The 24532-nt window shown below is 36.7% G+C and carries 27 protein-coding genes and 1 riboswitch; of the genes, 22 read left to right on the top strand and 5 right to left on the bottom strand.

Annotated elements, in window-relative coordinates:
- Positions 1 to 8 precede the first annotated feature (8 nt).
- The 4 genes from F4V44_RS09840 to F4V44_RS09825 all read left to right on the top strand — a co-directional run bounded on the left by F4V44_RS09840 (position 9) and on the right by F4V44_RS09825 (position 4489).
- Positions 9 to 725: a response regulator transcription factor gene (locus F4V44_RS09840; RefSeq protein WP_150439816.1), complete on the top strand. Its 717-nt coding sequence runs from the start codon at positions 9 to 11 to the stop codon at positions 723 to 725.
- Positions 722 to 2506 carry an ATP-binding protein gene (locus F4V44_RS09835; RefSeq protein ID WP_150439815.1) on the top strand — a complete coding sequence of 595 codons (1785 nt, stop codon included), beginning with the start codon at positions 722 to 724 and terminating at the stop codon, positions 2504 to 2506. The genes F4V44_RS09840 and F4V44_RS09835 overlap by 4 nt, the downstream gene beginning before the upstream one ends.
- A gap of 244 nt (positions 2507 to 2750) precedes the next feature.
- Positions 2751 to 3428 (top strand): peptidoglycan DD-metalloendopeptidase family protein, encoded by a 678-nt coding sequence (locus F4V44_RS09830; RefSeq protein WP_396897495.1) that lies wholly within the window; start codon positions 2751 to 2753, stop codon positions 3426 to 3428.
- 155 nt (positions 3429 to 3583) lie between these two features.
- Positions 3584 to 3721, top strand: a riboswitch (FMN riboswitch).
- Between the two features lie 174 nt (positions 3722 to 3895).
- Positions 3896 to 4489, top strand: a complete 594-nt coding sequence (locus F4V44_RS09825) for an ECF transporter S component (RefSeq protein WP_150439813.1) — start codon at positions 3896 to 3898, stop codon at positions 4487 to 4489.
- 118 nt (positions 4490 to 4607) lie between these two features.
- On the opposite strand, the gene F4V44_RS09820 is transcribed toward F4V44_RS09825, so the two are convergent.
- Complete coding sequence (locus F4V44_RS09820) at positions 4608 to 4856, bottom strand: ferredoxin (RefSeq protein ID WP_150439812.1); 249 nt, start codon at positions 4854 to 4856, stop codon at positions 4608 to 4610.
- 287 nt (positions 4857 to 5143) lie between these two features.
- Here F4V44_RS09820 and F4V44_RS09815 point away from each other — a divergent pair, with 287 nt between their 5' ends.
- The 5 genes from F4V44_RS09815 to F4V44_RS09795 all read left to right on the top strand — a co-directional run bounded on the left by F4V44_RS09815 (position 5144) and on the right by F4V44_RS09795 (position 9545).
- Entirely contained in the window at positions 5144 to 6196 is a 1053-nt protein-coding gene (locus tag F4V44_RS09815; RefSeq protein WP_223881846.1) for a helix-turn-helix domain-containing protein, read from the top strand.
- Positions 6193 to 7686 carry a RecQ family ATP-dependent DNA helicase gene (locus F4V44_RS09810; RefSeq protein WP_150439810.1) on the top strand — a complete coding sequence of 498 codons (1494 nt, stop codon included), beginning with the start codon at positions 6193 to 6195 and terminating at the stop codon, positions 7684 to 7686. Before F4V44_RS09815 ends, F4V44_RS09810 begins: the two co-directional genes overlap by 4 nt.
- A 45-nt stretch (positions 7687 to 7731) precedes the next feature.
- On the top strand, positions 7732 to 8319 hold the full coding sequence (locus F4V44_RS09805) for a CPBP family intramembrane glutamic endopeptidase (protein WP_150439809.1): 588 nt from the start codon (positions 7732 to 7734) through the stop codon (positions 8317 to 8319).
- A 12-nt stretch (positions 8320 to 8331) separates the two neighbouring features.
- Complete coding sequence (locus F4V44_RS09800; protein ID WP_150439808.1) at positions 8332 to 9003, top strand: LysM peptidoglycan-binding domain-containing protein; 672 nt, start codon at positions 8332 to 8334, stop codon at positions 9001 to 9003.
- Positions 9004 to 9086: 83 nt separating this feature from the next.
- Positions 9087 to 9545, top strand: a complete 459-nt coding sequence (locus tag F4V44_RS09795; RefSeq protein ID WP_150439807.1) for a YpbF family protein — start codon at positions 9087 to 9089, stop codon at positions 9543 to 9545.
- A gap of 43 nt (positions 9546 to 9588) precedes the next feature.
- Here F4V44_RS09795 and cotJC read toward each other — a convergent pair whose 3' ends face one another.
- The 3 genes from cotJC to F4V44_RS09780 all read right to left on the bottom strand — a co-directional run bounded on the left by cotJC (position 9589) and on the right by F4V44_RS09780 (position 10846).
- The gene (gene cotJC / locus F4V44_RS09790; protein ID WP_150439806.1) at positions 9589 to 10158 is read right to left on the bottom strand and encodes a spore coat protein CotJC; all 570 of its coding nucleotides are present in this window, start codon (positions 10156 to 10158) and stop codon (positions 9589 to 9591) included.
- Positions 10159 to 10346: 188 nt separating this feature from the next.
- Positions 10347 to 10607 (bottom strand): spore coat protein CotJB, encoded by a 261-nt coding sequence (locus F4V44_RS09785; RefSeq protein WP_150439805.1) that lies wholly within the window; start codon positions 10605 to 10607, stop codon positions 10347 to 10349.
- Positions 10604 to 10846: a spore coat associated protein CotJA gene (locus F4V44_RS09780; RefSeq protein WP_150439804.1), complete on the bottom strand. Its 243-nt coding sequence runs from the start codon at positions 10844 to 10846 to the stop codon at positions 10604 to 10606. Before F4V44_RS09780 ends, F4V44_RS09785 begins: the two co-directional genes overlap by 4 nt.
- Positions 10847 to 11076: 230 nt before the next feature.
- Between F4V44_RS09780 and F4V44_RS09775 the strand changes: the two genes are divergently transcribed.
- From F4V44_RS09775 to F4V44_RS09760, 4 genes are all read left to right on the top strand, one after another.
- Complete coding sequence (locus F4V44_RS09775; RefSeq protein ID WP_223881845.1) at positions 11077 to 11805, top strand: metallophosphoesterase; 729 nt, start codon at positions 11077 to 11079, stop codon at positions 11803 to 11805.
- Between the two features lie 118 nt (positions 11806 to 11923).
- On the top strand, positions 11924 to 12499 hold the full coding sequence (locus tag F4V44_RS09770) for a genetic competence negative regulator (protein WP_150439803.1): 576 nt from the start codon (positions 11924 to 11926) through the stop codon (positions 12497 to 12499).
- A 257-nt stretch (positions 12500 to 12756) separates the two neighbouring features.
- On the top strand, positions 12757 to 14034 hold the full coding sequence (locus F4V44_RS09765; protein WP_150439802.1) for a Glu/Leu/Phe/Val family dehydrogenase: 1278 nt from the start codon (positions 12757 to 12759) through the stop codon (positions 14032 to 14034).
- Positions 14035 to 14141: 107 nt separating this feature from the next.
- The gene (locus F4V44_RS09760; RefSeq protein WP_150439801.1) at positions 14142 to 15119 is read left to right on the top strand and encodes a YpdA family putative bacillithiol disulfide reductase; all 978 of its coding nucleotides are present in this window, start codon (positions 14142 to 14144) and stop codon (positions 15117 to 15119) included.
- 52 nt (positions 15120 to 15171) lie between these two features.
- Here the strand turns inward: F4V44_RS09760 and F4V44_RS09755 are convergent, their stop codons facing one another.
- Positions 15172 to 16137, bottom strand: coding sequence for an asparaginase (locus F4V44_RS09755; RefSeq protein ID WP_150439800.1), 966 nt, complete (start codon positions 16135 to 16137; stop codon positions 15172 to 15174).
- 253 nt (positions 16138 to 16390) lie between these two features.
- On the opposite strand from F4V44_RS09755, the gene prsW reads away from it, so the two are divergent.
- The 9 genes from prsW (at position 16391) to fni (ending at position 24515) form a co-directional block, all read left to right on the top strand.
- A complete protein-coding gene (gene prsW, locus F4V44_RS09750) occupies positions 16391 to 17074 on the top strand; it encodes a glutamic-type intramembrane protease PrsW (RefSeq protein ID WP_150439799.1) in 684 nt (227 codons plus the stop codon).
- Positions 17075 to 17230: 156 nt separating this feature from the next.
- On the top strand, positions 17231 to 18136 hold the full coding sequence (gene sleB / locus F4V44_RS09745) for a spore cortex-lytic enzyme (RefSeq protein ID WP_150439798.1): 906 nt from the start codon (positions 17231 to 17233) through the stop codon (positions 18134 to 18136).
- A gap of 12 nt (positions 18137 to 18148) precedes the next feature.
- Positions 18149 to 19501: a germination protein YpeB gene (ypeB, locus tag F4V44_RS09740; RefSeq protein WP_150439797.1), complete on the top strand. Its 1353-nt coding sequence runs from the start codon at positions 18149 to 18151 to the stop codon at positions 19499 to 19501.
- A gap of 312 nt (positions 19502 to 19813) precedes the next feature.
- Positions 19814 to 20479 (top strand): flagellar brake protein, encoded by a 666-nt coding sequence (locus F4V44_RS09735; protein ID WP_150439796.1) that lies wholly within the window; start codon positions 19814 to 19816, stop codon positions 20477 to 20479.
- A gap of 59 nt (positions 20480 to 20538) precedes the next feature.
- Positions 20539 to 20718, top strand: coding sequence for a YpfB family protein (locus F4V44_RS09730; protein WP_150439795.1), 180 nt, complete (start codon positions 20539 to 20541; stop codon positions 20716 to 20718).
- Positions 20719 to 20883: 165 nt separating this feature from the next.
- Positions 20884 to 21558, top strand: a complete 675-nt coding sequence (gene cmk, locus F4V44_RS09725) for a (d)CMP kinase (protein ID WP_150439794.1) — start codon at positions 20884 to 20886, stop codon at positions 21556 to 21558.
- Between the two features lie 2 nt (positions 21559 to 21560).
- On the top strand, positions 21561 to 22142 hold the full coding sequence (locus F4V44_RS09720) for a lysophospholipid acyltransferase family protein (RefSeq protein WP_150439793.1): 582 nt from the start codon (positions 21561 to 21563) through the stop codon (positions 22140 to 22142).
- A gap of 162 nt (positions 22143 to 22304) precedes the next feature.
- Entirely contained in the window at positions 22305 to 23441 is a 1137-nt protein-coding gene (rpsA, locus tag F4V44_RS09715) for a 30S ribosomal protein S1 (protein ID WP_150439792.1), read from the top strand.
- A gap of 12 nt (positions 23442 to 23453) precedes the next feature.
- Positions 23454 to 24515, top strand: coding sequence for a type 2 isopentenyl-diphosphate Delta-isomerase (fni, locus tag F4V44_RS09710; RefSeq protein ID WP_150439791.1), 1062 nt, complete (start codon positions 23454 to 23456; stop codon positions 24513 to 24515).
- The last annotated feature ends 17 nt before the right edge of the window (positions 24516 to 24532 follow it).

The raw sequence follows: 24532 nt of genomic DNA, 5'->3' as shown, positions 1-24532 counted from the left end.
GTATTCTTTTGGATAATAATGTGAAAATATTAGTGGTTGATGATGAAGAAAGAATCAGACGTTTATTAAAAATGTATTTGGAAAGGGAAAACTATGTAATTGAAGAAGCTGAAGATGGAGATGAAGCGCTGTCAAAGGCATTGGCAAATGATTATGATGTCATTCTCCTTGATTTAATGATGCCAGGTAAGGATGGAATTGAAGTGTGCCGTGAATTGCGTGAAAAAAAAGGTACACCTGTTATTATGCTGACGGCAAAAGGTGAAGAAGTAAATAGAGTTCAAGGTTTTGAAGTTGGTACTGACGACTATATCGTGAAACCTTTTAGTCCACGTGAGGTTGTCTTACGGGTAAAAGCATTACTAAGACGTTCTGTAAAAACGAATTATATTCAAACGGAACCTGTTACAAAAGATATCATTGTTTTCCCGCATTTAACAATCGATAATGATGCCCATCGGGTAATCGCGAATGGTCAAGAAGTCAGCTTGACACCGAAAGAATATGAGTTGCTCTTTTTCCTCGCAAAATCACCTGATAAAGTATTTGATCGTGAACAATTACTAAAAGAAGTATGGCATTATGAATTTTTTGGTGATTTACGAACGGTTGATACACATGTTAAGCGCTTACGTGAGAAATTAAATAAAGTTTCAGAGCAGGCAGCTAAAATGATTATTACTGTCTGGGGAGTAGGATATAAATTTGAGGTCATTAATGAATGATGTTTTGGCGAAGTGTAGTTGTTAAACTGTGGTTTACCATTCTTTTACTGGTGTCGTTTATCCTTTTTATCGTTTCCATTATGATTATGGAATTTTTACAAAATTATTCGACATCGCAAAATGAAGAAAATTTGGTTCATAATGCTGAAAAAATTGCAGAAATTGTCGGAAAATATGATCTTTCAACTGCTCTAGAAATTTCTTGGGAATTTGTTAATGATGTAACCAACGCTACGATTGTCTTGAGTCCACAGGAGTATTACACGTCACCTGAAAAGGAGAATACGCTTAAACTCCCTGTTACATACTTTTTTGAAGATAACGAGTTAGCGAAAGTAATGGATGAAAAGAAAACGAAAAGGGTTGTTACTTCCTTTACTGCAGGAAATCAACAGACAGATGCTGATCAGCTTATTATTATTGGTGTGCCTTTAAACCTTCAGGATGGCCAAAACGCTGCTGTCTATATATATCAATCGGTTGAGGTAGGAAAAGAAACAGCAAGAGAAACAACTAAATTTATCTTACTCGCTGCAGGTGTAGCCATTATATTAACTACCTTTTTTGCTTTTTTCTTGTCAACAAGGATTAACGCACCGCTCCGGAAGATGAAACAGGCTGCTTTTGAAGTGGCACGTGGTAAGTTTGATACAAAAGTTCCAATTTTAACCCACGATGAAATTGGAGAATTAGCCACTGCTTTTAATCAGATGGGCAGACAGCTGAAATTTAATTTAAACGCTTTAAGTCAAGAAAAAGAACTTCTGTCCAGTATTTTAAGCGGGATGGTTGATGGTGTTATCACGTTTAATCGAGATGGAACCATTCTAATGACCAATCCGCCCGCCGAATTGTTTTTACAAAGCTGGTATTATGAAAAGAAAAATAAGGAAAACAGTTCTGACGCTGTACCATCGAAGGTAATGGAATTGTTTGAATTAGCCGTAAGTACGGAAAAAGAGCAGATAGGAGAAATAACTCTCCAGGGACGCTATTGGGTAATGATTGTGAGCCCGCTTTATAGCCATAAGAGTATCCGCGGGGCTGTTGCTGTTGTTAGGGATATGACGGAAGAACGAACACTAGATAAAATGAGAAGTGATTTTATCGCCAATGTATCTCATGAACTGAGGACCCCTATTGCTATGATGCAGGGATATAGTGAAGCCATTGTCGATGATATTGCGGAGTCTCACGAAGAGAAAAAAGAAATGGCTAAAATCATTTATGATGAATCACTGAGAATGAGTAGACTTGTCAATGAGCTGCTTGACCTGGCAAGAATGGAATCTGGATATTTTAACTTAATGTTAGATAAGGTTGAAATTGGACCATTTTTGGATAAAATCAACCGTAAGTTTCAAGGATTAGCTAAGGAAAAGAAGATTTCTCTATTGTTTGATAGAGAAAATGATGAGGGAAGCTTTGAGTTTGATTCAGATCGAATTGAACAGGTATTAACTAATCTAATCGATAATGCGATTCGTCATACTCCGGAGGGCGGTTCAGTTACAATTATCGAACGCAGCGATGAAAGAGGACTGTCTATTGAAGTAAAGGATAATGGAGCTGGCATCCCTGAAGAAGATTTGCCGTTTGTTTTTGAACGTTTTTATAAGGCAGATAAAGCAAGAACGCGTGGCCGGTCTGGTACAGGTCTTGGATTGGCTATTGCTAAAAATATCATTGAAGCACACCATGGTCATATTACTGTACAAAGTATTCTTGGGAAAGGGACAATCTTTTCGTTTAATCTGCCGAGAAATGCAAAAAAAAGTTAAAACTTGCCGATTGTTCTTGATTCACAAGAAACAAAAACACTTGTCATCGACAGGTGTTTTTTGTTTGTAAATATCTGTTTTTTTCTTGTATAAAATCTTCCTTTTGGCTGCATTCTAATAGATGTGTTTTTGCAAGAACCGGAGTTCTAAATTCAGCCAGGCTTTCATAGTGTGAAAAGAGGTACAAGTACAAGGAGGAAAAGAATTGCGAGAGTACATAAAGCGTTTTTTGATTGCTGGAATAATGGCTGTGTGTGTTAGTTTATTATTCTTTGGAATAAAACACGCTGAGGCTGCCAGCAGCATTAACGAGGTGACAGCCAATTGGATGTGGCCGTCTGATGGGGTTATTACTGATTCTTTTGGTACAAGACAGGGACAGCATATGGGGATTGATATTGCATCATCCCCAGGTACTTCTATACATGCAGTGGAAAACGGAGTTGTCTCTAAATCGTATTACTCTGATACATATGGAAATGTAGTGTTCATCAAACATGATAAAAACTTTGAGACAGTATATGCCCATTTACAGGCAAGAATGGTCCAAAAAGGGACAAGAGTGCACAAGGGTGATGTCATTGGAAAAATGGGCAGCACAGGAGATTCATCTGGTGTCCATTTGCATTTTGAAGTACATCAATCACATTGGACAGTTGATAAAAAAAATGCGCTTAATCCGATGCTGGCATTAGGCGAGGTAAAGGTTGGACAAGCAGTTGCTGCGGTCCAAAAAGATCAGTTGGCAGTTGAAACAGCTGGTCGCCTAATGGATGATGTAAAAGCTGAATATGTCGTTCAGGCTGGTGATACATTGTATTCTATTGCGAAAAAAATGAATATAAGTGTTTGGGAATTAAAAGAGAAAAATCATTTGAAAAATGACCTTATTATTCCAGAGCAAAAGTTGATTCTAAAATAATGCGAAAAAGAACAAAAGGACAAGCTGTCCTTTTGTTTTTTTATGGAGATTTTGTTGAAAAAATGGCGATAGAAAAGATAAATGAATAATTTTTAAACTAATGGATTCACAAGGGTGTAATCCCCTAGTATAATTAACTTGTAAAATAAAATAAGATCTATCTTCGGGGCAGGGTGAAATTCCCGACCGACGGTGATGAGATGAGATTCTCTAAGCCCGTGAGCCTGATTTTTTAGGCAGGATTTGGTGCAATTCCAAAGCCGACAGTACAGTCTGGATGGGAGAAGATGGGGGTTTGGCAGCATTCAAAAATTTTAATTATTGAATGTTTATTAAGCATACCTTCTAATAAAAATTCTCCCTCAAGTGATAAGGCTTGAGGTTTTTTTGTGGAATTTTTATCAGGTATAAAATGCTAAACCTGCTTCTTTGGAGATGATGGATCCAAAAGAAGGAGAGAAAGTAAAATGGGTAAAGGTCAAAACAAAGTAAGAGCACTAGTGTCAATTGCTATGTTAAGTAGCATAGCGTATGTTTTAATGTTGGTGAATTTTCCAATTCCGCCGTTTCCAAACTTCTTAAAAATCGACTTCAGTGATATTCCGGCATTAATTGGGGCTTTAATTTTTGGTCCAATGGCGGGTATCTTAGTTGAATTATTAAAAAATGTTCTTGATTACTTTATGACAGGCAGTGAAACTGGCGTACCTGTAGGTCATATGGCGAATTTTATTGCAGGAATTCTTTTTATCCTGCCAACTTATTATATCTATAATAAAATGAAATCTAAAAAGGGCATGACGTTTGCCTTAATTATTGGATCCATTTTAATGTCAGGCATTATGAGTATTCTTAATTATTATATTATTTTACCGGCATATACATTTTTCCTTAATTGGCCAGCAATGAGCGGAACGGAAATACGTCAATATATTGTTGCAGGTATTCTCCCGTTTAATTTAATAAAAGGTTTGGCGATGTCCCTTGTATTCATGCTTCTTTTTACAAAAATGGGAACATGGCTAAATAAACAAACTTCCTATAAGGAGTATAAAATCTAAATATCATGCACGCGATGAAAAGCACCTTAACGGGTGCTTTTTATCGCGTGTATAAAAAACAGTATGAAACAGCCGTGAAAAAAAGCCCCCTGAAAGCAGAGAGCTTTTTTTGCTGGAATTATTCGAATTTAGTTGCGTCTCCGTCAAATGGCTCATCAGCAACTTTAATTGAATCTGTAGGACAGCCGTCAAAAGCATCCATCATATCATCAATTAATACATCTGGAATTTCGACAGAACCTTGATTATCATCTAGTGTTACGAATGCAATACCTTCATCATCATAATCATAAATGTCTGGTGCTGCTGCTCCACATGCTCCACATGCGATACATGTTTCCTTGTCTACGATAGTATATTTTGCCATTAATAAAACCTCCCAAAAAATATAAGCTTTTTATTGTTATCGTCTAAACGAAAATATTTCAACGATAAACGCTTTTCTAATCCCTATTGTAAAGCTGTATGAAAAACTTTTCAATAGAAAAAATATTGAGAATACCATTTAAGCTTTTTATTATGAAAAACGTGAAACATATATTATAATAACTAGTTCCACTTTTTCATGATATGATGTAATAAGACAAAATTCTGTGATTTGTATTACGGTGTTCATTATTTTGACAAAAAAAGATAAAATATGGTGATGAAATAATGCTGACATTTAATCAATTGATTATTCTATTTTGTTTACATAAACTTCAAGGTGAACGAACAATCTATTCCATTTATCATTTATTACATGGGAAAAAATCTTCGCAGACTATTCAGGATGCCCATTTATTTCAGTTAACCCCTTTTTTTCAAACCGATACGAATATGAGCAGAGAGTTATTGGAAAAAAATATTTCCTTCTTGTTAAACGAGCAGTTAATTGTTGAAAAAGCAAATCAGCATTATTCCGTTACATTAAAAGGCGAGAATCGGCTAAATCAAGCGTTAGCGCAAACGCCGATACCTAATCATTTAAATGGCTGGAAATATCAACGAACAGCTATTGTGTTTTGGGAAAGATTATCTCTTGCTATTCAAGTTATTTCGCATTTAAAAAAACGTGAATCAAAGTATATACCTATTCAAAGAAAAGCGGATACACTTTTGTGGATGAGACAATTTCTTAAGCAAAATAGGCTGAGCAGAGATGCTCTCGGATTGCAGTTATATGAAGAATTGGTCATGTGTTTAGAAAGTGACTTTTCAATAGTGCCGGAATACTTAGTTATTAGACTGAGCGGATTTCGTTCCATGGGTTTAACAGAATCACAAGCTGCGCAAACCTTCCAAATGGAGTTATCTTATTACCATTATCATTTTTTAAGTACTCTTCATTACGTAACTGGCTATATTGAAGAAAATCCGGGCCAACTTCCAATACTGCATTCCTTTCTGGGAAAATCACAAAAGCATCAACTGACCAATTCAACGGAAAAAACCTATGCTTTATTAAAACAAGGTAACTCCGTTACTGATATTATGACCATTCGTGGACTAAAAAAAAGCACAATTGAAGATCATCTTGTTGAATTAGCTTTAAATATAAAAAGTTTTTCGATTGACTCTTATGTATCAATTGAAAAACAAGAATTAATAAAAAAGGCTGCAAAGGCAGTGCAAACAAAGCAGCTTAAGCAAATTCGCAGTATGGTCTCAAATACTGATTACTTCGAAATAAGACTTGTTTTAGCAAAGTATGGTGAAGAATTATGATACTGGAAAATTATTTATTTCAATATTTTCAATATACCTCATTTCGTCCGGGTCAGAAGGAAGTCATTACCTCTGTTCTTAATGGCTGTCATACAATGGCAATGCTGCCAACTGGAACAGGTAAATCACTTTGTTATCAATTACCGGGTTATTTGCTGCCAGGCCAAGTGCTTGTTGTATCCCCATTATTATCTTTAATGCAGGATCAGGTTGAGCAGATGAAAATGAATGGTGAAAAAAGTGTGGTAGCAATTAATTCTTTTCTTTCTAGAGTGGAAAGAATAAAGGTATTAAAGCAATTAGAAAAGTATAAATTTATTTTTATTTCACCTGAAACATTGGCTAATGATCTAATAATAGAGAACCTCAAGCGTTTAAATATTTCGTTATTTGTGATTGATGAGGCTCATTGTATTTCACAGTGGGGATATGATTTTCGGCCTGACTATATTAAACTCGGCGCTGTTCGTAAAAGCTTAGGTCAGCCGTTAACATTAGCTTTAACGGCAACTGCGACAAAACTTGTTATTCAAGACATCACTCAAACATTGGAGCTTGACCGTTGTAAAAAAGTGTTTGCTTCAGTTGATCGTCCGAATATTGCTTTGGCAGTCCGTAATATTGCCAGTCATCAGGAGAAATGGGAAATATTGAATGAGTTTGTTTCGAAGTTGGAAAAGCCTGGTATTGTTTATTTTTCAAGTAAAAAAATGGCAGAACAAGCAGTTAGCTTTTTACAAAATAAAGGAATTTCTAAGGTAATGGCCTATCATGGCGGGATGGACCAAGAGTCAAGAATCTTAATTCAACAACAATTTCTACATAATCAGCTTGATATTATCTGTGCGACAAGTGCATTTGGAATGGGGGTTAACAAAGAAAATATTCGTTTTGTTATTCATTTTCATATGCCTCAGCAAATGGAGTCTTACCTTCAGGAAATTGGGAGGGCGGGAAGAGATGGAAAGCCAAGTATTGCCGTGCTCTTATATTCCACAGGAGATGAGCAAATAGCCTATCAGCTGGCAGAGTCAGAAATTCCCTCTTCGGAGCAGTTGGATTGGTTAGTTGAAGTGATGAAAACATCAAAGAATTTTTCCGTTTATCAGATACCATTTCAAGATGAATGGAAAAAAATAGGGGGGTTTACTGATATTCAATGGCGGATGTTATGTGATTATCTCTTACGGATGGATGAAAGGAAAGATGTACAACAGATTTTTAGTCATTATAAAAAAGAATTGGAAAGTAGAAGGCAATTAAAACGGGAAAAGATTTCGTTCATGACAAGTTGGAGCAACTCTAATAGTTGCAGAAGAGAGCACATCCTTACTTATTTTGGAGAGAAAGAACTGATAGATAACAGACCGGAAAACTGTTGTGATATTTGCGGTTTGGAATGGAGTAAGTTTGATAAAACACCTGATTTTGCCAAGAATAATGACGAATTTAGTTGGAAACAGCGGTTAGCTGATATATTATTAAATTAAAATACGGGTTGTTGTTTATAAAAATGCTATAAGAGAGCTGAAACGATGAAAAAAAAGTATCGTGACCTTATTCAAGACCTTACAGATGAACAGTTGATTCGTTCTTTATACTTTACACAAATTTTTCTTATCCTATGTTCATTTTTTTTGGGTATATTTTTATTTGATAACTACTCTGCTTTTTTTATGCTGTTTAGATGGAATGACCCGAATATATTATTAGTTGGTGGAACCGCAGGACTTGCTGTCTTTTTTTTAGATTTGATATTGATGAGAATATTACCAGATAAATATTACGATGATGGTGGATTAAACAGCCGGCTTTTCCAAGGAAAATCCATACTTCAAGTGGCTTTTATAGCGGCTATTGTCTCAATCAGTGAAGAAATATTATTCCGAGGGATTATACAAACTCATCTCGGTCTAGTGATATCAAGTCTTATTTTTGCTTTTGTACATTATCGCTATTTATTTAATTGGTTTTTATTTATAAATGTAATCGGATTAAGTTTTTTGATTGGCTATATTTATTTACAAACAGAAAATATCCTTGTTACTATTTTTATGCACTTTTTAATTGATTTTTTACTAGGATGCGTCATTAAAAACAAAGCAAAGAAACATACTGAATAGGAAGGGACAATCATGAATAAAGAAGGTCCATATAGAGATCAAGCAGAAAAACTTCGACAAAGAATAAAACCGGCGGATTTTGAAGAGGGACAGGCTGTCGATAGAGAGGAGCTGCCGCCAAGAAGCCGTGTTCATCAACAGAAAAGGAAAAAGAATAAATGGAAGTTGAAATATCCAGTTATTCGCTTACTAGTGCTATTCTTTATTCTGCTTCCAATCACTATCTTTAGTATTTACTCTGCGGTGGCCAAGAATAAAATAGGTGATTCAGAGCCGGCCGTTGGAGAATCCACGGATGGTTTTGAATTTATTGATATAGATAATCCTGAAGAAAATTCTCCTGATGTGGAAAACAGCCAATCAACGGATGATGGTGCGGAAGAAGATTCAGGTTTACTAGAAACGGAACCGAGCGGTGAAGAAATAGATGCGAGCCTTGATCAACAGGACGCGGATAATCAATCAATTGATAAATCCGCCTTGATTGAAGCAGGTGACGGAAGTTCGGATTCAACGCCAAAGGATACTGTCTATCATACTGTAAAGCCTGGTGAAACCATTTTTAGAATTTCTATGATGTATTATCAATCGAAAGTAGGTATTGATACAATAAAAGCAACCAATAGTCTTACTTCAAATGAGATAAGGGTAGGGCAGGTTCTAATTATTCCGTTTAACAAGTAAAACCGGTCTCATACTTGAGTCCGGTTTTTTAATCATATATCCTCGGACAAGTTCATAGATTGTTAGGGGAAGGCGGGGATAGTATGGAATCATCCATTATGATGCTTGATGAAAGAACCGATCAAGCTACAAGAAAAATGTTACAAAAGGTGGTAGAAAGAAAACAAAAATTTGATCACTTAACGCGCTTACATTTAATGGTTATGTGGAGTACAATTCTCATTACATTTGTTTATTTAATTTTTCTTTATTTCACAACGATAAATCCCTATTCATACTCTTTCGCTGCACTTTTCTCAAACTTTGTTAATCATTCAAGTAATTTATTCATGCTAATGGTGATATTTGGCTTATTTGGTTTGATGAATGTTTATCGGCAAAAAAGAGATAAGGCAGAAAAGGAATTTCATGCTTTGCGCTGTGAAATCATTGATAAAAGTAAGGATTTATGGAAAAAGGAAGATGCATGGCAAAATCGTCATCTTGTTTTTGAAATGATGAAAAAGAATTATGATATTAATTTATATCATGAAAACAAATAAGAGCAGGTACCTGCTCTTATTTGTTTTCATATATTGAATGGGGTTAAAATATTTTCTTTTGATTCCTCTCATCTTTCAGTATCTCTACGGCTTCACGGAAACGCTGGGAATGAACGATTTCTCTTTCTCTTAAAAAGCGGAGACTATCATTTATATCAGGATCATCACTCATATTAATCAACCATTGATAGGTGGCTCTTGCTTTTTCTTCGGCGGCAATATCTTCATAAAGATCTGCGATTGGATCTCCTTTTGCTTGAATATAGGTAGCCGTCCACGGCACTCCGGCCGCATTATGATAAAAAAGGGCTTTATCATGGTTCGCGTAGTGCCCATCAAGACCTGCTGCTTTCATTTGCTCAGGAGTGGCATCTTTCGTTAATTTATAGACCATTGTTGCAATCATCTCTAAATGGGCAAACTCCTCAGTGCCGATATCTGTTAATAAACCGACAACTTTATCTGGAATTGTGTAACGTTGATTTAAATAACGCAGAGCAGCAGCTAATTCACCGTCGGCCCCGCCGTATTGTTCGATTAAAAATTTCGCTAACATTGGATTACATTTACTGACTCGGACTGGATATTGTAATTTTTTTTCATATATCCACATTCTGCTCGATTCCTCCTTTTTTACGAGGTATTACACTGCCGCGACTGGACAAGGCGTCATCACTTCTAGACAGTCGAGCTGCGAGGGCTAGGAACGAAAGTCTGGCCAATCCGCCAAGAAGATGAAAGAACAACCTTCTTGGCGGCTCGTCTTATGCTTGTCGTCCCTGGGCAAGCCTCCTCCGCATCCTAGATTTGCCATGGCCATGGCGGGTCATCCCAGTTCCAGGGACATCCGGAATAGCTGTTGCCAAATTGTTGGAGGGGACCATATTTACTTTCGATTGCCTTTTTTATTTTTTTTCGTTCCGCTGCGTATTGATTAAATTGGTTAATCGCTTCTGCATCTTCATTATGGGTATCTAAATATAAAGTCAGTTCAACGAGAACAAAATCAACCGCTTGAAGTTGTTCGAGTAACTGATAATATTCTGGAGGCAGCTGCTTCATCCTTTTATTCCTCCTTTTATTCCTCCTTTAGCTAGTTCATAGGAGTTGTAATAGGGGTCATAAAAAGCTTTCCAAAGTGTTCCGGCCCGCAGTGCTTCCATGGGTGAAAATTGCTCGAGGTTAGGTGGCTGAAATCCTATATATAGATGTGGAGGAGTGGAATATTTTTTTGTTTTCATTGGTTTGCATGGATCAAATGGACTTATATATGGATGATAAAACTTTGTATTCGTAAACATACAATCCCTCCTTCGTATGCGTCTTTAAATCATATGAGAGAAAATTCTTTCTATGTACTTTTTTTATTGGCTGCAATCTGTCATAGTAGTCTTTTTTGTCATTTATGATATGATTTCTAAAGATTGAAAAAGAAGTGAGGGAAAACCAATTCAATATTATTGGGGGACTTATGGTAATTATCTTTATATTGATACTATGTTTTTTGCTAGGAGCAGGATTGCTTTTTTATATGTTTAAAGAGGCGTTTGCTGATAGAGTAGTCTATCAGGAATTACAGTTCGTTGATTTTCCGGAGAGCTTTGGTGAAGTTAATCTTTTCTTTATATCCGATATCCATCGTAGACGGATATCGGATCAAATAATTGAAAAAGTCAAAGGGAACGTAGATATTGTTATTATCGGTGGTGATATGACGGAAAAGGGTGTTCCGCTAGAACGGGTAAAAGACAATATTCTTCAATTGAAGAAACTCGGACCAGTCATTTTTGTGCGGGGTAATAATGATTATGAAATCGAAATTCCCCTTTTAGACTCGCTTTTTTTAAGCTTAGATGTAAAGGTACTCGTCAATCGTTCTATTTTTTTTGAGTCTAAGCAAGGAGAGCGATTTTATATTCTTGGTGTTGATGATTTAAGTACAAATCGGGCGGATATTGATCAAGCGTTAATCGAAACAGACGACAATAGTTTTAAAATCTTAGTCAGTCATAATCCGGAAATGAATAGGAAGATTCGTGAGGACCAAGGAATAAGTCTTATGTTGTCTGGACATACCCATGGAGGACAAATTCATATTCTAGGTTTTAGTCTTTATGAGAAAGGGAGATTAAAAAGGGAGCACAATCGTACCATTCTTATTAGTAATGGCTATGGAACAACGGGGGTTCCGCTCCGTCTTGGGGCTAAAGCAGAAACACATCTTTTGACGATTTGTCAGGGACACAATCAGTCATTTTAGAAATGACCTCCTAGGTGGATTCGAATAATATTAAGTTACAGTCATTGTAGACGACTCACAAACAGAGCGTTTTTTCATACACTACATTAAGAGTTTGTTCACGGTAGGGGGCATAATCATGCGCTTAGAACGATTGAATGCAAATAAAATTAAGATATTTTTATCTCTGGATGACTTATTTGACAGAGGTTTAACGAAAGAAGATATTTGGAAAGATTCATTAAAATGGCACCAGCTTTTTCACGATATGCTTGAGGAAGCAAGTGAAGCCCTTGATGTTGATATACAGGGTTCTGTTGCAGTAGAGATTTTCTCCATGCAGGCACAGGGAATGGTCATGATTGTAACCGTGGAAGAACAAGAGGAAGATGTTTTTGGGGACAGTTTTATTGATATGCAAGTTACAATGGAGGGGAATGTAGAGATTCTGTTTGAAATAGAAGACTTTGAGCACGTTATTCAATTGGCTAAACGATTAGCAGTAATTGGTTTTTCAGGTGGGACGTTATATTCAATGAACAATGCTTATTATTTTTTAATTGATAATGTTTGTTCGGACATTCAGACTCAAATTGTTGCGATAATGGCTGAATACGGTAATCCATCTTTTAGAAGTATTCATGTCATTCAGGAATATGGCAAAACCATCATGAAGGATAATGCTGTTAGTCAAATTATGACATATTTTGACTAAAAAACTTCCAGTTAAGGAGGTTTTTGCATACATGAGGATAATCTTACTATGTTTTAAAAATCCCCCACATTGGTTTCGTGCAATATTATCCGCAAGTGGGGGATCATCGTATAAATTTTAGCAGTACATAAGTAATATTATGTTAAAAATTCTTAAAATTTTAAATATAAAATCTTTCTTCTTGCATAAAGAGTACAAAGATTATATTATTTTTTTAAGATAACAACACTCGTTTGTCTTTTTTAGGAGGTTTACAAATGGCAGCCGATCATAATAAAGAAAATAAGTCGCAAGAAGAGAAACATGATATATTAAAATCCACCCAAACCGTCATTCACAAAGCTCTTGAAAAGCTTGGGTATCCAGAAGAAGTGTTTGAGCTTCTTAAAGAGCCTATTCGTATGATGACTGTCAAGATACCTGTCCGTATGGATGATGGATCAACGAAAATCTATACAGGCTACCGGGCTCAGCATAATGATGCAGTAGGACCGACAAAAGGAGGTATTCGGTTTCATCCAACTGTATCAGAAAATGAAGTAAAGGCACTTTCGATTTGGATGAGCTTAAAGTGCGGAATTGTTGATCTTCCATATGGCGGTGGAAAAGGCGGAATTGTATGTGATCCTCGCGATATGTCATTTCGAGAATTAGAACGTTTAAGTCGAGGCTATGTAAGGGCAATCAGTCAAATAGTTGGTCCAACAAAAGATATTCCAGCTCCTGATGTATTTACCAATTCACAAATTATGGCCTGGATGATGGATGAATATAGCCGAATTGACGAATTTAATTCTCCTGGTTTTATTACTGGTAAGCCGCTTGTTCTTGGGGGTTCGCATGGACGTGAATCAGCTACGGCTAAAGGTGTAACCATTTGCATCCGTGAAGCAGCTAAGAAGAAGGGAATCGAACTAAAGGGTGCTCGTGTAATTGTTCAAGGTTTTGGAAATGCCGGAAGTTTTCTGTCAAAGTTTATGAATGATGCAGGTGCAAAAGTAATTGGAATATCAGATGCTTACGGGGCGCTTTATGATCCAGATGGGCTTGACATCGATTATTTACTGGATCGAAGAGATAGTTTTGGAACGGTTACGAAGCTATTTAGTCATACGATTACCAATCAGGAACTATTGGAAAAGGAATGTGATATTCTTGTCCCAGCAGCCATTGAAAATCAAATTACAGAAAAAAATGCACATAATATCCATGCGAAAATTGTAGTAGAGGCTGCAAATGGGCCAACAACTTTAGAAGCAACTGAAATTCTAACAAACCGAGGAATTCTTCTTGTTCCAGATGTGTTGGCATCATCTGGAGGTGTAACGGTGTCTTACTTTGAATGGGTACAAAACAATCAGGGCTATTATTGGACAGAAGAAGAAGTGGCTGAAAGGTTAGAAAAAGTGATGGTCAAAGCCTTTAATACGATATATGAAACGGCCCATAACCGCCGTGTTGATATGAGACTTGCCGCTTACATGGTTGGCGTAAGGAAAATGGCGGAAGCTTCCAGATATCGGGGCTGGGTTTAATATATTATTGAAACTTTTCATTAAAACTCCTATCATAGTATAGATAGGAGTTATTATTTTATTGCCATATTATTTCATAGATATGTTTGTTTAGGAGTGAACAAAGAATGAGACAGGAAGAGGTCATTATTATTGGCGGCGGTCCATGTGGATTGGCTGCAGCCATTGCGTTACAAGAAGTGGGAATTACACCGCTGGTTATTGAAAAAGGAAACATTGTGAATGCTATTTACCATTACCCTACACACCAAACCTTTTTCAGCTCTAGTGATAAATTAGAAATAGGGGATGTAGCTTTTATAACAGAAACACGCAGAGCAAACCGGAGTCAGGCTCTGTCCTATTATCGAGAAGTGGTTAAAAGAAAAAATGTGCGTGTAAATGCTTTTGAAAAAGTATTAAATGTTAAAAAGAATCATTCAAGCTTTATTGTATCAACTAGTAAAGAGCAGTATGAAACAGCTTCTGTTGTGGTAGCAACAGGTTATTATGATCATCCTAACTATTTACATGTACCGGGTGAAGATTTGCCAAAGGTCTACCACTATTTTAAAGAAGCACACCCATATTTTGATAAGGATGTCGTTGTCATTGGATTAAAGAACTCAGGTGTTGATACAACACTTGAACTTGTAAAGGCGGGGGCAAGGGTGACTGTTTTATATCGCGGCAGTGAATATTCACCTAAGATTAAACCGTGGATTCTGCCTGAGTTTGAGGGACATGTTCGAAATGAGCGTATCCGAATGGTATGGGAATCCTCCGTTACAGAAATAACAGAAAATACATTGACATATGTAAAAGATGGTCAGGAATACACGATTAAAAATGACTTTGTATTTGCTATGACTGGTTATCATCCTGATAAGGATTTTCTTAAAAAAATGGGTGTAATTATTGATGGTGAAACCGGACGTCCTCATTATAATGAGGAAACGATGGAAACAAATGTAGAAGGCATTTTTATTGCCGGGGTCATTGCTGCTGGAAATGAAGCGAATGAGATATTTATTGAAAATGGGCGTTTTCATGGAGGGAAAATTGCTAACGCCTTAAAGAAAACAAAATCCCAATCGATGTCGTAAAAATACTAAAAAGGTCCTTAGCATAGTAAGGACCTTTTTGGTATTTTGGTTTTTATTGGAACATTTGCTCAATCTTTTTGATATCTTTCATGACTGCTAAAGCAATTAAAAGTTTAATTCTTGCCTTTTGACCGTTTAGGCCATTTGAGAATATGACACCAAGCTGTTTTAAATTAGCGCCTCCGCCTTCATAGGAATAGTTATCTTCTGCAATTCCATTAAAACAGCGAGAAACAAGAACGATTGGAATATTTTTATTTAGTAATTGTTTAATCCCATCAATGGTTGCAGGCGGAAGATTCCCTTGTCCAAGTGCTTCAATCACAATTCCGTCATAATGCAGCTCTTTAATAGCATAAAATAGGGAAGAGTCCATCCCTGCATGTGCCTTTAATAGAGCAACACGTTGTGAAATCTGATCAATACGGTAATATTCCAGTTCCAGTGGCGAGTGATGAAAAATGATTCCTCGTTTTGTGATAATACCAATAGGGCCATATTGCGGGCTTTGAAAAGTAGAGACATTGCTCGTATGTGTTTTCGTCACGTTGCTTGCCGTATGTATTTCATCGTTTAACACAACAAGTACACCTTTATTTTTGGCCTCTTCACAGGAAGCGACCCTAATCGATGAAATGACATTATATAAGCCATCTGAACCAATTTCATTACTAGATCTCATAGCACCGGTAACGATGATGGGGAACGGAGCGTCAATGGTTAAATCAAGAAAATAGGCTGTTTCCTCAAGTGTATCGGTTCCATGTGTAATAACAACCCCATCAATTCCTCGTTTATGATATTGTTCGATTATTTCTTTTAAGATTAGCATTTCTTTTATGGTAATATGTGGAGAGGGCAATTGAAAGGGCTCTTCAATGATCAGCTCTCCTAAATCGGTTAATTCTTTTGTATGGTTTGTAATTGGATTATGATCTGTTGGTTTCACAGTGCCAGTTTCATCCTCGCTCATGGAAATAGTCCCACCGGTATGAATGATTAAGATTTTCTTTGACATATAAAAGCCTCCAAATAATGATGGTATAACTTTAAAACACGGCTTTGTTAAATAATATTGTTGATTTTTGGTTCATTTCACACGAATGAATTAAAAATCTTGCTTATCAACATCGTACTTTAACAAAGCCTAAAAAATAAAAAGCTGAAGCTCTTTTTGTTTACAAAATATTCCTATCTAATAAAATAGGTCATTTTCAATATGAGCATATCATGGTAGGATTAAGGAAAATAGATTGAAAAGAGGACGGCTAATGCTAGGAATATTGTCAGCCGGGATTGCACCTGGTTTAGCCTTATTATGCTATTTTTATTTAAAGGACCGTTTCGGTGTAGAACCTATTTCAATGGTTATAAAAACATTTTTATTCGGCTCACTTCTTGTCTTTCCCATTATGTTTATTCAGTATGTACTAGAAACGGAAAATATCATACATTCTAATTTAGCTGATGCATTTCTATCAGCTAGTTTACTTGAAGAGTTCTTTAAATGGTTTATTGTCTACTATACAGCATTTCTCCATTTTCATTTCGATGAGCCATATGATGGTATTGTATATGGTGCTTCTGTATCATTAGGTTTCGCAACTACAGAAAATATTCTATATTTGATTGCAAACGGGCTTGAATTTGCTATTGGCCGTGCGCTTTTGCCTGTTCCAAGCCATGCCTTGTTTGGTGTTATTATGGGTTATTATTTAGGAAAAGGAAAGTTTTCATCATCCTCAAACCTTAAATGGCTTATCTTATCTTTCCTCATTCCCTATCTCTTACATGGTATTTATGATTATATTCTTATTTCACAAACCAACTGGGTCTATATTATGCTTCCATTTATGATTTTTCTATGGTGGTTGGGCTTATGGAAAGTAAAAAAAGCCCATACACTAAGTGCACAATATGCTGAAATGCAAAAAGCCTTTCATTCTTGTGAATGAGGGGCTTTTTGCATTTTGTTATTTGAAAATAGTTCTTACACATTGTTCATATTTGGGAAAATTTTATCCTTCTTGTAAATTTGCTGTATAAAAAACCAATTACTACAAAAAATACGACTAATGTGAGAATGATTTATAATTGGGGGTAGTAGATACATGAAAAGAATAACATTTCAATCCAAACTCATTGTCCTTTTCTCTATATTCTTATTCATTGTCCCGTTAGAAGACGAAGTGAATGCCTTTTCCAACCAGATTATACAACAAGGAGCTGTTGGTGATGATGTCATTGAACTCCAATCTCGATTGCAATATTTAGGCTTTTATAACGGGAAAATTGATGGCGTCTTCGGCTGGGGTACATATTGGGCGTTACGGAATTTTCAATATGAGTTTGGCCTGCCGATAGATGGTTTAGCTGGAACGGAAACAAAGGGTAAACTTGTGAAAGCATCTAAATACAATAAGCAATTTGTTAAGGAACAAATAAATAAAGGGAATAAATTTACTCATTATGGAGGAACCGATATAAATAAACAAAAACAACCGGAAAAAGCACCGGCAGGAGGTAATCAACAAAACCAGGCGCCAGCTAAACAAACTCCCGAGCCTCAGGCACAACCGCAAACACAAGCAAATCAACAGCCGAACACAGCAGCACCCGAGGGCAATAATAAACCGACCGCTGCAAATGTTCCAGGCGGATTTTCTCAAAACGATATTCAGTTAATGGCTAACGCTGTATATGGAGAGGCAAGAGGTGAACCGTATATCGGACAGGTGGCAGTTGCTGCGGTTATTTTGAACCGGGTAAACAGTGCATCGTTCCCTAATACAGTATCCGGAGTTATTTTTGAACCTCGTGCATTTACAGCTGTTGCAGATGGACAAATATGGCTTACACCAAATGAAAACGCCAAACAAGCTGTGCTTGATGCCATAAATGGCTGGGATCCGACTGGTGATGCGATATATTATTTCAATCCTGATACGGCAACTAGCGGCTGGATTTGGACACGCCCGCAAATTAAAAAGATTGGCAAGCATATATTCTGTAAATAAAGAGGTGAGAACATGTTTAGAGGAATTTTAATTACAGTTCTGTCATTAGGTGTTGCAGGCACGGCATTGTGGGGATACCAGGAGCATCGGGAAAAAAATGCTGTATTAATTAATGCAGAAAATAACTATCAAAGGGCTTTTCATGATTTGTCCTATCAAATGGATTTATTGCACGACAAAATTGGCGCCACGCTGGCAATGAATTCTCGTGAGTCTTTATCACCGGCACTGGCAGAGGTTTGGAAAATTACTTCCCAAGCACATAATGATGTCGGGCAATTGCCATTAACTCTGCTTCCATTTAATAAAACAGAAGAGTTTTTATCAAAAATTGGAGATTTCAGTTATCAAACGGCCATTCGGGATTTAGAAAAAGAACCATTAAGTGATGAAGAGTATAAAGCTCTGAAGGAATTATACGGTCAAGCAGAAGAGATTCAAAATGAATTGAGAAATGTTCAGCACATGGCGCTGGAAAATAATCTGCGCTGGATGGATGTGGAGCTTGCATTAGCAACAGGAAAAGAAACAGCTGATAACACCATTATTGATGGATTTAAAACGGTTGAAAAAGCAGTAGACAGCTACGGAGAGACGGACTTCGGACCTGCTTTTGTCAATATGCAGAAGGATGATGATGGATTTAATAATTTATCAGGCAAAAACATCTCTAAAGAAGAGGCAATGAAGATAGCTGCTCAATATGCCAATTTGGGAAAAGATGTAGAGGTTAATGTAACAAAAAACGGAGATGGTTCACATTATGAGTTTTATAGCGTTTCCATCGAAGACAATAAAACGAAACAAATAGCTAATATGGATATAACGAAAAAAGGAGGCTATCCCATTTGGTATATCTTATCAAGGGATGTCAATGAACAGAAAATCAGCCTAAATGATGCTGCTAACAAGGCATTGCAATTTTTGAAAGAAAACGGTTTTAAGAACTTGGAAATGTTTGAAAGTGCTCAATATGATAATCTTGGGGTATTTACCTTTGTGAAAACGGAGAATGGGGTAAGAATTTACCCTGAATCCGTAAAAATGAAGGTAGCGCTTGATAACGGGCAAATTGTCGGTTTTTCGGAAGAAGATTACTTGAAATCGGTAAATGATAAGAGACAGATAGCGGAACCATCCCTTACGATTGATGAAGCGCGAAAGAAAATTAATCCACAGGTAAAAGTAATGGATGATGGTTTAGCTGTTATAATGAATGATATGAATAAAGAAGTGCTATGCTATGAATTTATGGGTACTCTTGATCAGGATACGTATCGAATTTTTATTAATGCTGAATCGGGAATTGAAGAAAAAGTTGAGAAAATGAAAAATGCTGAACCTATCTATGAAAAAGTAGTTTAGAAACTATACAAGATGCTGCGTGTTCCTTTCTCACTCTTTGCTCGAATTTTAAGACTTAAGCAAAGGGTGAATGATCACGCAGATTTTTTTATGTTTTAGGCTGTGTTAAAGTACGATGTTGATAAGCCAGATTTTCGACTCATTCATGTGAAATGAATATTTCAGTTTAAATGAGTCGAAAACCAACAATATTCTGTAACAAAGCCATGTTTTAAGATTTAATCTATGAAACTTATTCTTTTTATTGCACCAACATATTAGAGCATGGCATAATTTACATATTAGGAAGCTCTTAAAGGAAAGATTGATTATATGATAACAACAGGAAATTCACTTACTTTAGAACTGAAATATCCAGAGCAAACGGAAAGATACAAGTGCAGATTAGTTGAGAAAAAGGGTAATATCCTTTATATTGATTATCCGAAAAACATAGAGACTAACAAAACTACATTTTTGATAGATGGTACCCAGCTTCGAGTTTCCTTTATTGAAGGAAAATCAGTCTATTCTTTTGACACAGAAATATTGGGAAGAATCGTGCAAGGAATACCTATGGTGAAACTTTTCTATCCTGGTAATGAAAATGTAATAAAAATTCAGAGGCGTAAATTTGTACGTATAGATACAGCTGTTGATGTTGCCATCCATCCATTTAATCATGAGTTTCAGCCTTTTACGACGATTACAAAGGATTTCAGTGCCGGAGGAGCTTTAGCTGTCTTAAATCACTTAGTAAATGTGAAACCGGGAATGAACATCAGGTCGGTATTTGTTTTACCCATGCAGAATGGGGAGATTCATTACATGAATTTGGAAAGTAAAGTAGTTAGAATTGTGAAAAAGGAAAATACGCATCAGGATTTATTTTCAATCCTGTTTTCAGAGGTCACTCCCCAGCAAAGACAGCAGCTGCTTCGGTTTACTTTTGATAGACAAATGGCTCTTAAGAAAAAAGGAATAGAGCTAAGCGAATAATAGTCCTATGTCCATCCCATAATAGAAATATGTATAACAAGATATGGGGTTTGAATGGGATGAAATTAATAGAAAGATTGCTATTAAAAATGATTATTATCCATTTTGTATTTTTACTGTTGACTCAAGTCTTTTTTCACCGGTTTAATTCATTTCCTGAGCTTCAGCAGATAGCACAGTATGAAGGAGTAACAGAAAATGACTTAACCGAGTTTTTAGAAACTTTTTCTGGTAAATAAATTGCAGGGGCTTCCCTGCTTTTTTGAATTGTATAACAAAGATTCCTCAAATAACACGGTATTATATACATATGTTAAAATAGAATAGTTAGGGGAAAAAGAAAAGTGACTCATTGGATATTTTGGGAAAAAAATTGAACATATACTATTACTACAGGAGGCACTATGAAGGATAAACTATCAATCGCCATTGACGGCCCTGCTGCAGCAGGAAAAAGTACAGTTGCTAAGAGAGTGGCTGAAAACCTATCTTACATTTATATCGATACGGGAGCGATGTACAGAGCCGTAACATATAAGGCCATTCTTCGGCAGGCCAATCTCGAGAATGAGAATGAGCTAAGTCAAATATTGGCTGAAACTAAAATAGAATTAATTCCAGAAAAAGGCGGCCAAGCCATCTATTTAGATGGAAAAAATGTTACAAATGAAATTAGAACACCAGACGTGACCAATTCTGTTTCGATTGTTGCTCGTCATCCATTAGTGAGAAATGATTTAACAAAGAGGCAGCAGAGCTTTGCCGCTAACGGCGGTGTTGTAATGGATGGTCGTGATATTGGTACTCATGTGCTGCCCCATGCAGAGGTAAAGGTATTTTTACTTGCCTCGGTAGAAGAGCGAGCTAAAAGAAGACATGCAGAAAACCTTATAAAGGGCTACCCATCGGATTTAAAGAAACTTCAAGAAGAAATAGAGCAGAGGGACAAGCTTGATTCAGAGAGGGAAATTGCGCCGCTAAAAAAAGCTGAGGATGCAATTGAAATAGATACAACAGCTTTAGAGATTGAGCAGGTTGTTGAAAAGATAATGGAACTGGTAAAAGAAAGGGTTAGATAGAGTTGAATTTGTATCCATTGGGTCGAACGATTTGTAATTTTATTTTATTTCCAATTTATCAGTTTAAGGTAATTGGCAAGGAAAATGTTCCTGCTGATGGCGGTGTGCTGCTTTGCTGTAATCATATTAATAATTTTGATCCTGAGGTTATTGGTATTACATCGCCAAGGCCGATTCACTTCATGGCCAAAGAAGAATTATTTTCAGTACCAATTCTAGGGAAAATCCTGCCGCATATTAATGCTTTTCCAGTTAAGCGGGGATTTAGTGACAGAGGAGCTTTAAGAAAGGGATTGGATGTATTAAATGCTGGCAACGTATTGGGGCTTTTTCCGGAGGGAACGAGAAGTAAAACCGGAGAATTAGGTAAAGGGTTAGCCGGAGCAGGTTTTTTTGCACTTCGTTCAAATGCCCATATCGTGCCATGCGCCATTATTGGACCGTATAAACCATTTAAAAGGCTGAAAGTTGTTTATGGTAAGCCGATTTCTATGGATGAATACAGGCAGAATAAAGCTTCAGCTGAACAAGTGACTGAAGTCATTATGAATGAAATTAAACAGCTTATCTTAGCCCATAAGTGATTCGTCTTGCTTGACAAAAAGACTCATTTATAAGAAGTTTATAAAAAGAGATTTTTTTTGAAAATTCTTTCGATAGAATTTTTAAGCTTCATTTTGGATGATAGCGACAAAGGAAATAATCTTATATAAAAAGCAAGTTCTGCGAACTAAGGAGGAATACATATGTCAGAAGAAATGAATCAAGTAGAAGTTAGAAATTTTGAAGTAGGAGATACTGTTCGCGGTATCGTAACAAAAGTGGAAGAAAAGCAAGTAATTGTTGAAGTTTCTGAGAGTAAACTTGATGGAATCATTCCAATCAGCGAATTATCGAGTCTTCATATTGAAAAGGCCAGCGATGTAGTTGCTGAGGGAGATGCTCTTGATCTTCAAGTGTTAAAAGTTGAAGAAGAGGCACTGATATTATCAAAACGAAAAGTAGATGCTGAAAAGGCTTGGGACCAGCTTGTTGAAAAGTTTGACAAAGGGGAAATATTTGAAGCTGAGATTAAAGATGTTGTCAAAGGCGGACTTGTGGTTGACCTTGGTGTTCGCGGTTTCGTACCAGCTTCTTTAGTAGAATCACATTTTGTAGAAGATTTCTCTGACTATAAAGGAAGAACCCTTACATTTAAAATTGTTGAGCTTGATAAAGAGAAGAACCGCATTATTCTTTCTCATCGTGCTGTATTAGAAGAGGAGAAGGGGAAACAAAAGAAACAGTTATTATCTTCACTAAAGGCAGGTCAAGTGCTAGAAGGAACTGTACAAAGAATTACAGATTTTGGTGCGTTTGTTGACATTGGCGGTATTGATGGACTTGTTCATATTTCACAATTATCGTATCAGCATGTTGAGAAACCATCAGATGTTGTGGAGGAAGGCCAAAAGGTTCAAGTTAAAGTTTTAAGTGTTGATCAGGACAATGAAAGAATTTCATTATCAATTAAAGAAACACTGCCTGGACCTTGGACAAATATTGCAGAGAAAGCACCAAAAGGAGCCGTTTTAGATGGCCAAATAAAACGAATTGTTTCATATGGTGCATTTGTTGAAGTATTCCCTGGTGTAGAAGGACTTGTTCATATTTCTCAAATCTCCCATAAACATATTGGGTCACCGCATGAAGTATTAAGCGATGGAGAAAAAATAAAAGTAAAAGTTCTTGATGTCAATGAAGCAGATCAGCGCCTATCATTAAGTATAAAGGAACTAGAAGAAAACGTGACGGAAGAAATTGCTTATGAACTTCCTGAAGAATCAAAAGGTTTCCAATTAGGGGATATGATTGGTGACCAGTTAAAGAATCTGAAAAAATAATGGTGATATAATTTGTCCAGATCTAAGAGAAAATGGGAACATATTCAGCATGCTATTACAACAGGGCAGGAAAGAGTAACCGGTTTGGACGACATTGTATTTATTCACCAAAGTCTGCCTGATACTGGGGTCAGTCATATTTCATTGAATACTAAAATTGGCGAACTTTCTGTAAGTTCGCCAATTTTTATCAATGCTATGACAGGCGGCGGTGGGGAAAGAACAATGCGAATTAATCGGGATTTGGCAGCCGCAGCTAAAGAGTTCGGGATGGTTATGGCTGTCGGCTCACAAATGTCTGCTTTGAAAAATGCTGAGGAGGAAAAAACCTACAGAATTGTTCGCAGGGAAAATCCAAATGGTATCATTATTGGCAATCTTGGCAGTGAGGCAACGGTTGAACATGCTAAAAGAGCGGTTGATATGATTGAAGCGAATATGCTTCAAATTCATCTAAATGTCATTCAAGAGCTGACAATGCCGGAAGGGGAACGGGATTTTACTGATGCACTCAAGCGAATCGAAGCCATTGTAAATGGAATTGACTGTCCTATCATTGTCAAGGAAGTTGGATTTGGTATGAATCAAACGGTTGTAAATAAACTTGCTTCCATTGGGGTAAAAGCAGTTGACGTTGGCGGGTACGGAGGGACTAATTTTGCCAAAATAGAAAATGAACGAAGGCAGAGATTGCTCAGTTTTTTTAATGATTGGGGAATCCCTACTGCCGCCGCTCTTGCTGAGGCAAAAAATAGTGGAACCTCTATTGATATCATTAGCTCGGGCGGTATCCAAACCAGTCTTGATATTGCTAAATCGATTGCTCTTGGCGCAAATCTGGTAGGAATAGCGGGATATTTCCTTAAAATATTGCTTGATGAGGGAGTAGAAGGTTTAATCGACGAAATAAAGCTTCTTCAAGAGGAGCTGTCTCTCATTATGACGGCAATTGGAGCTGCGACTATACCGGAGTTGCAAACGGCTCCGCTTGTTATCAGCGGGAAAACTCACCACTGGCTTCAAGAACGGGGAATAGATACAAAACAATATAGTCAAAGATGTATAAAGAAATAAAGCTCCCATTATTGGGA

Origin of the sequence: Niallia endozanthoxylica, from assembly GCF_008710145.1 — a bacterium.
GTDB classification, from domain to species: domain Bacteria; phylum Bacillota; class Bacilli; order Bacillales; family Cytobacillaceae; genus Bacillus_BD; species Bacillus_BD endozanthoxylica.
This window is presented reverse-complemented; position numbering and strand designations above follow the sequence as displayed.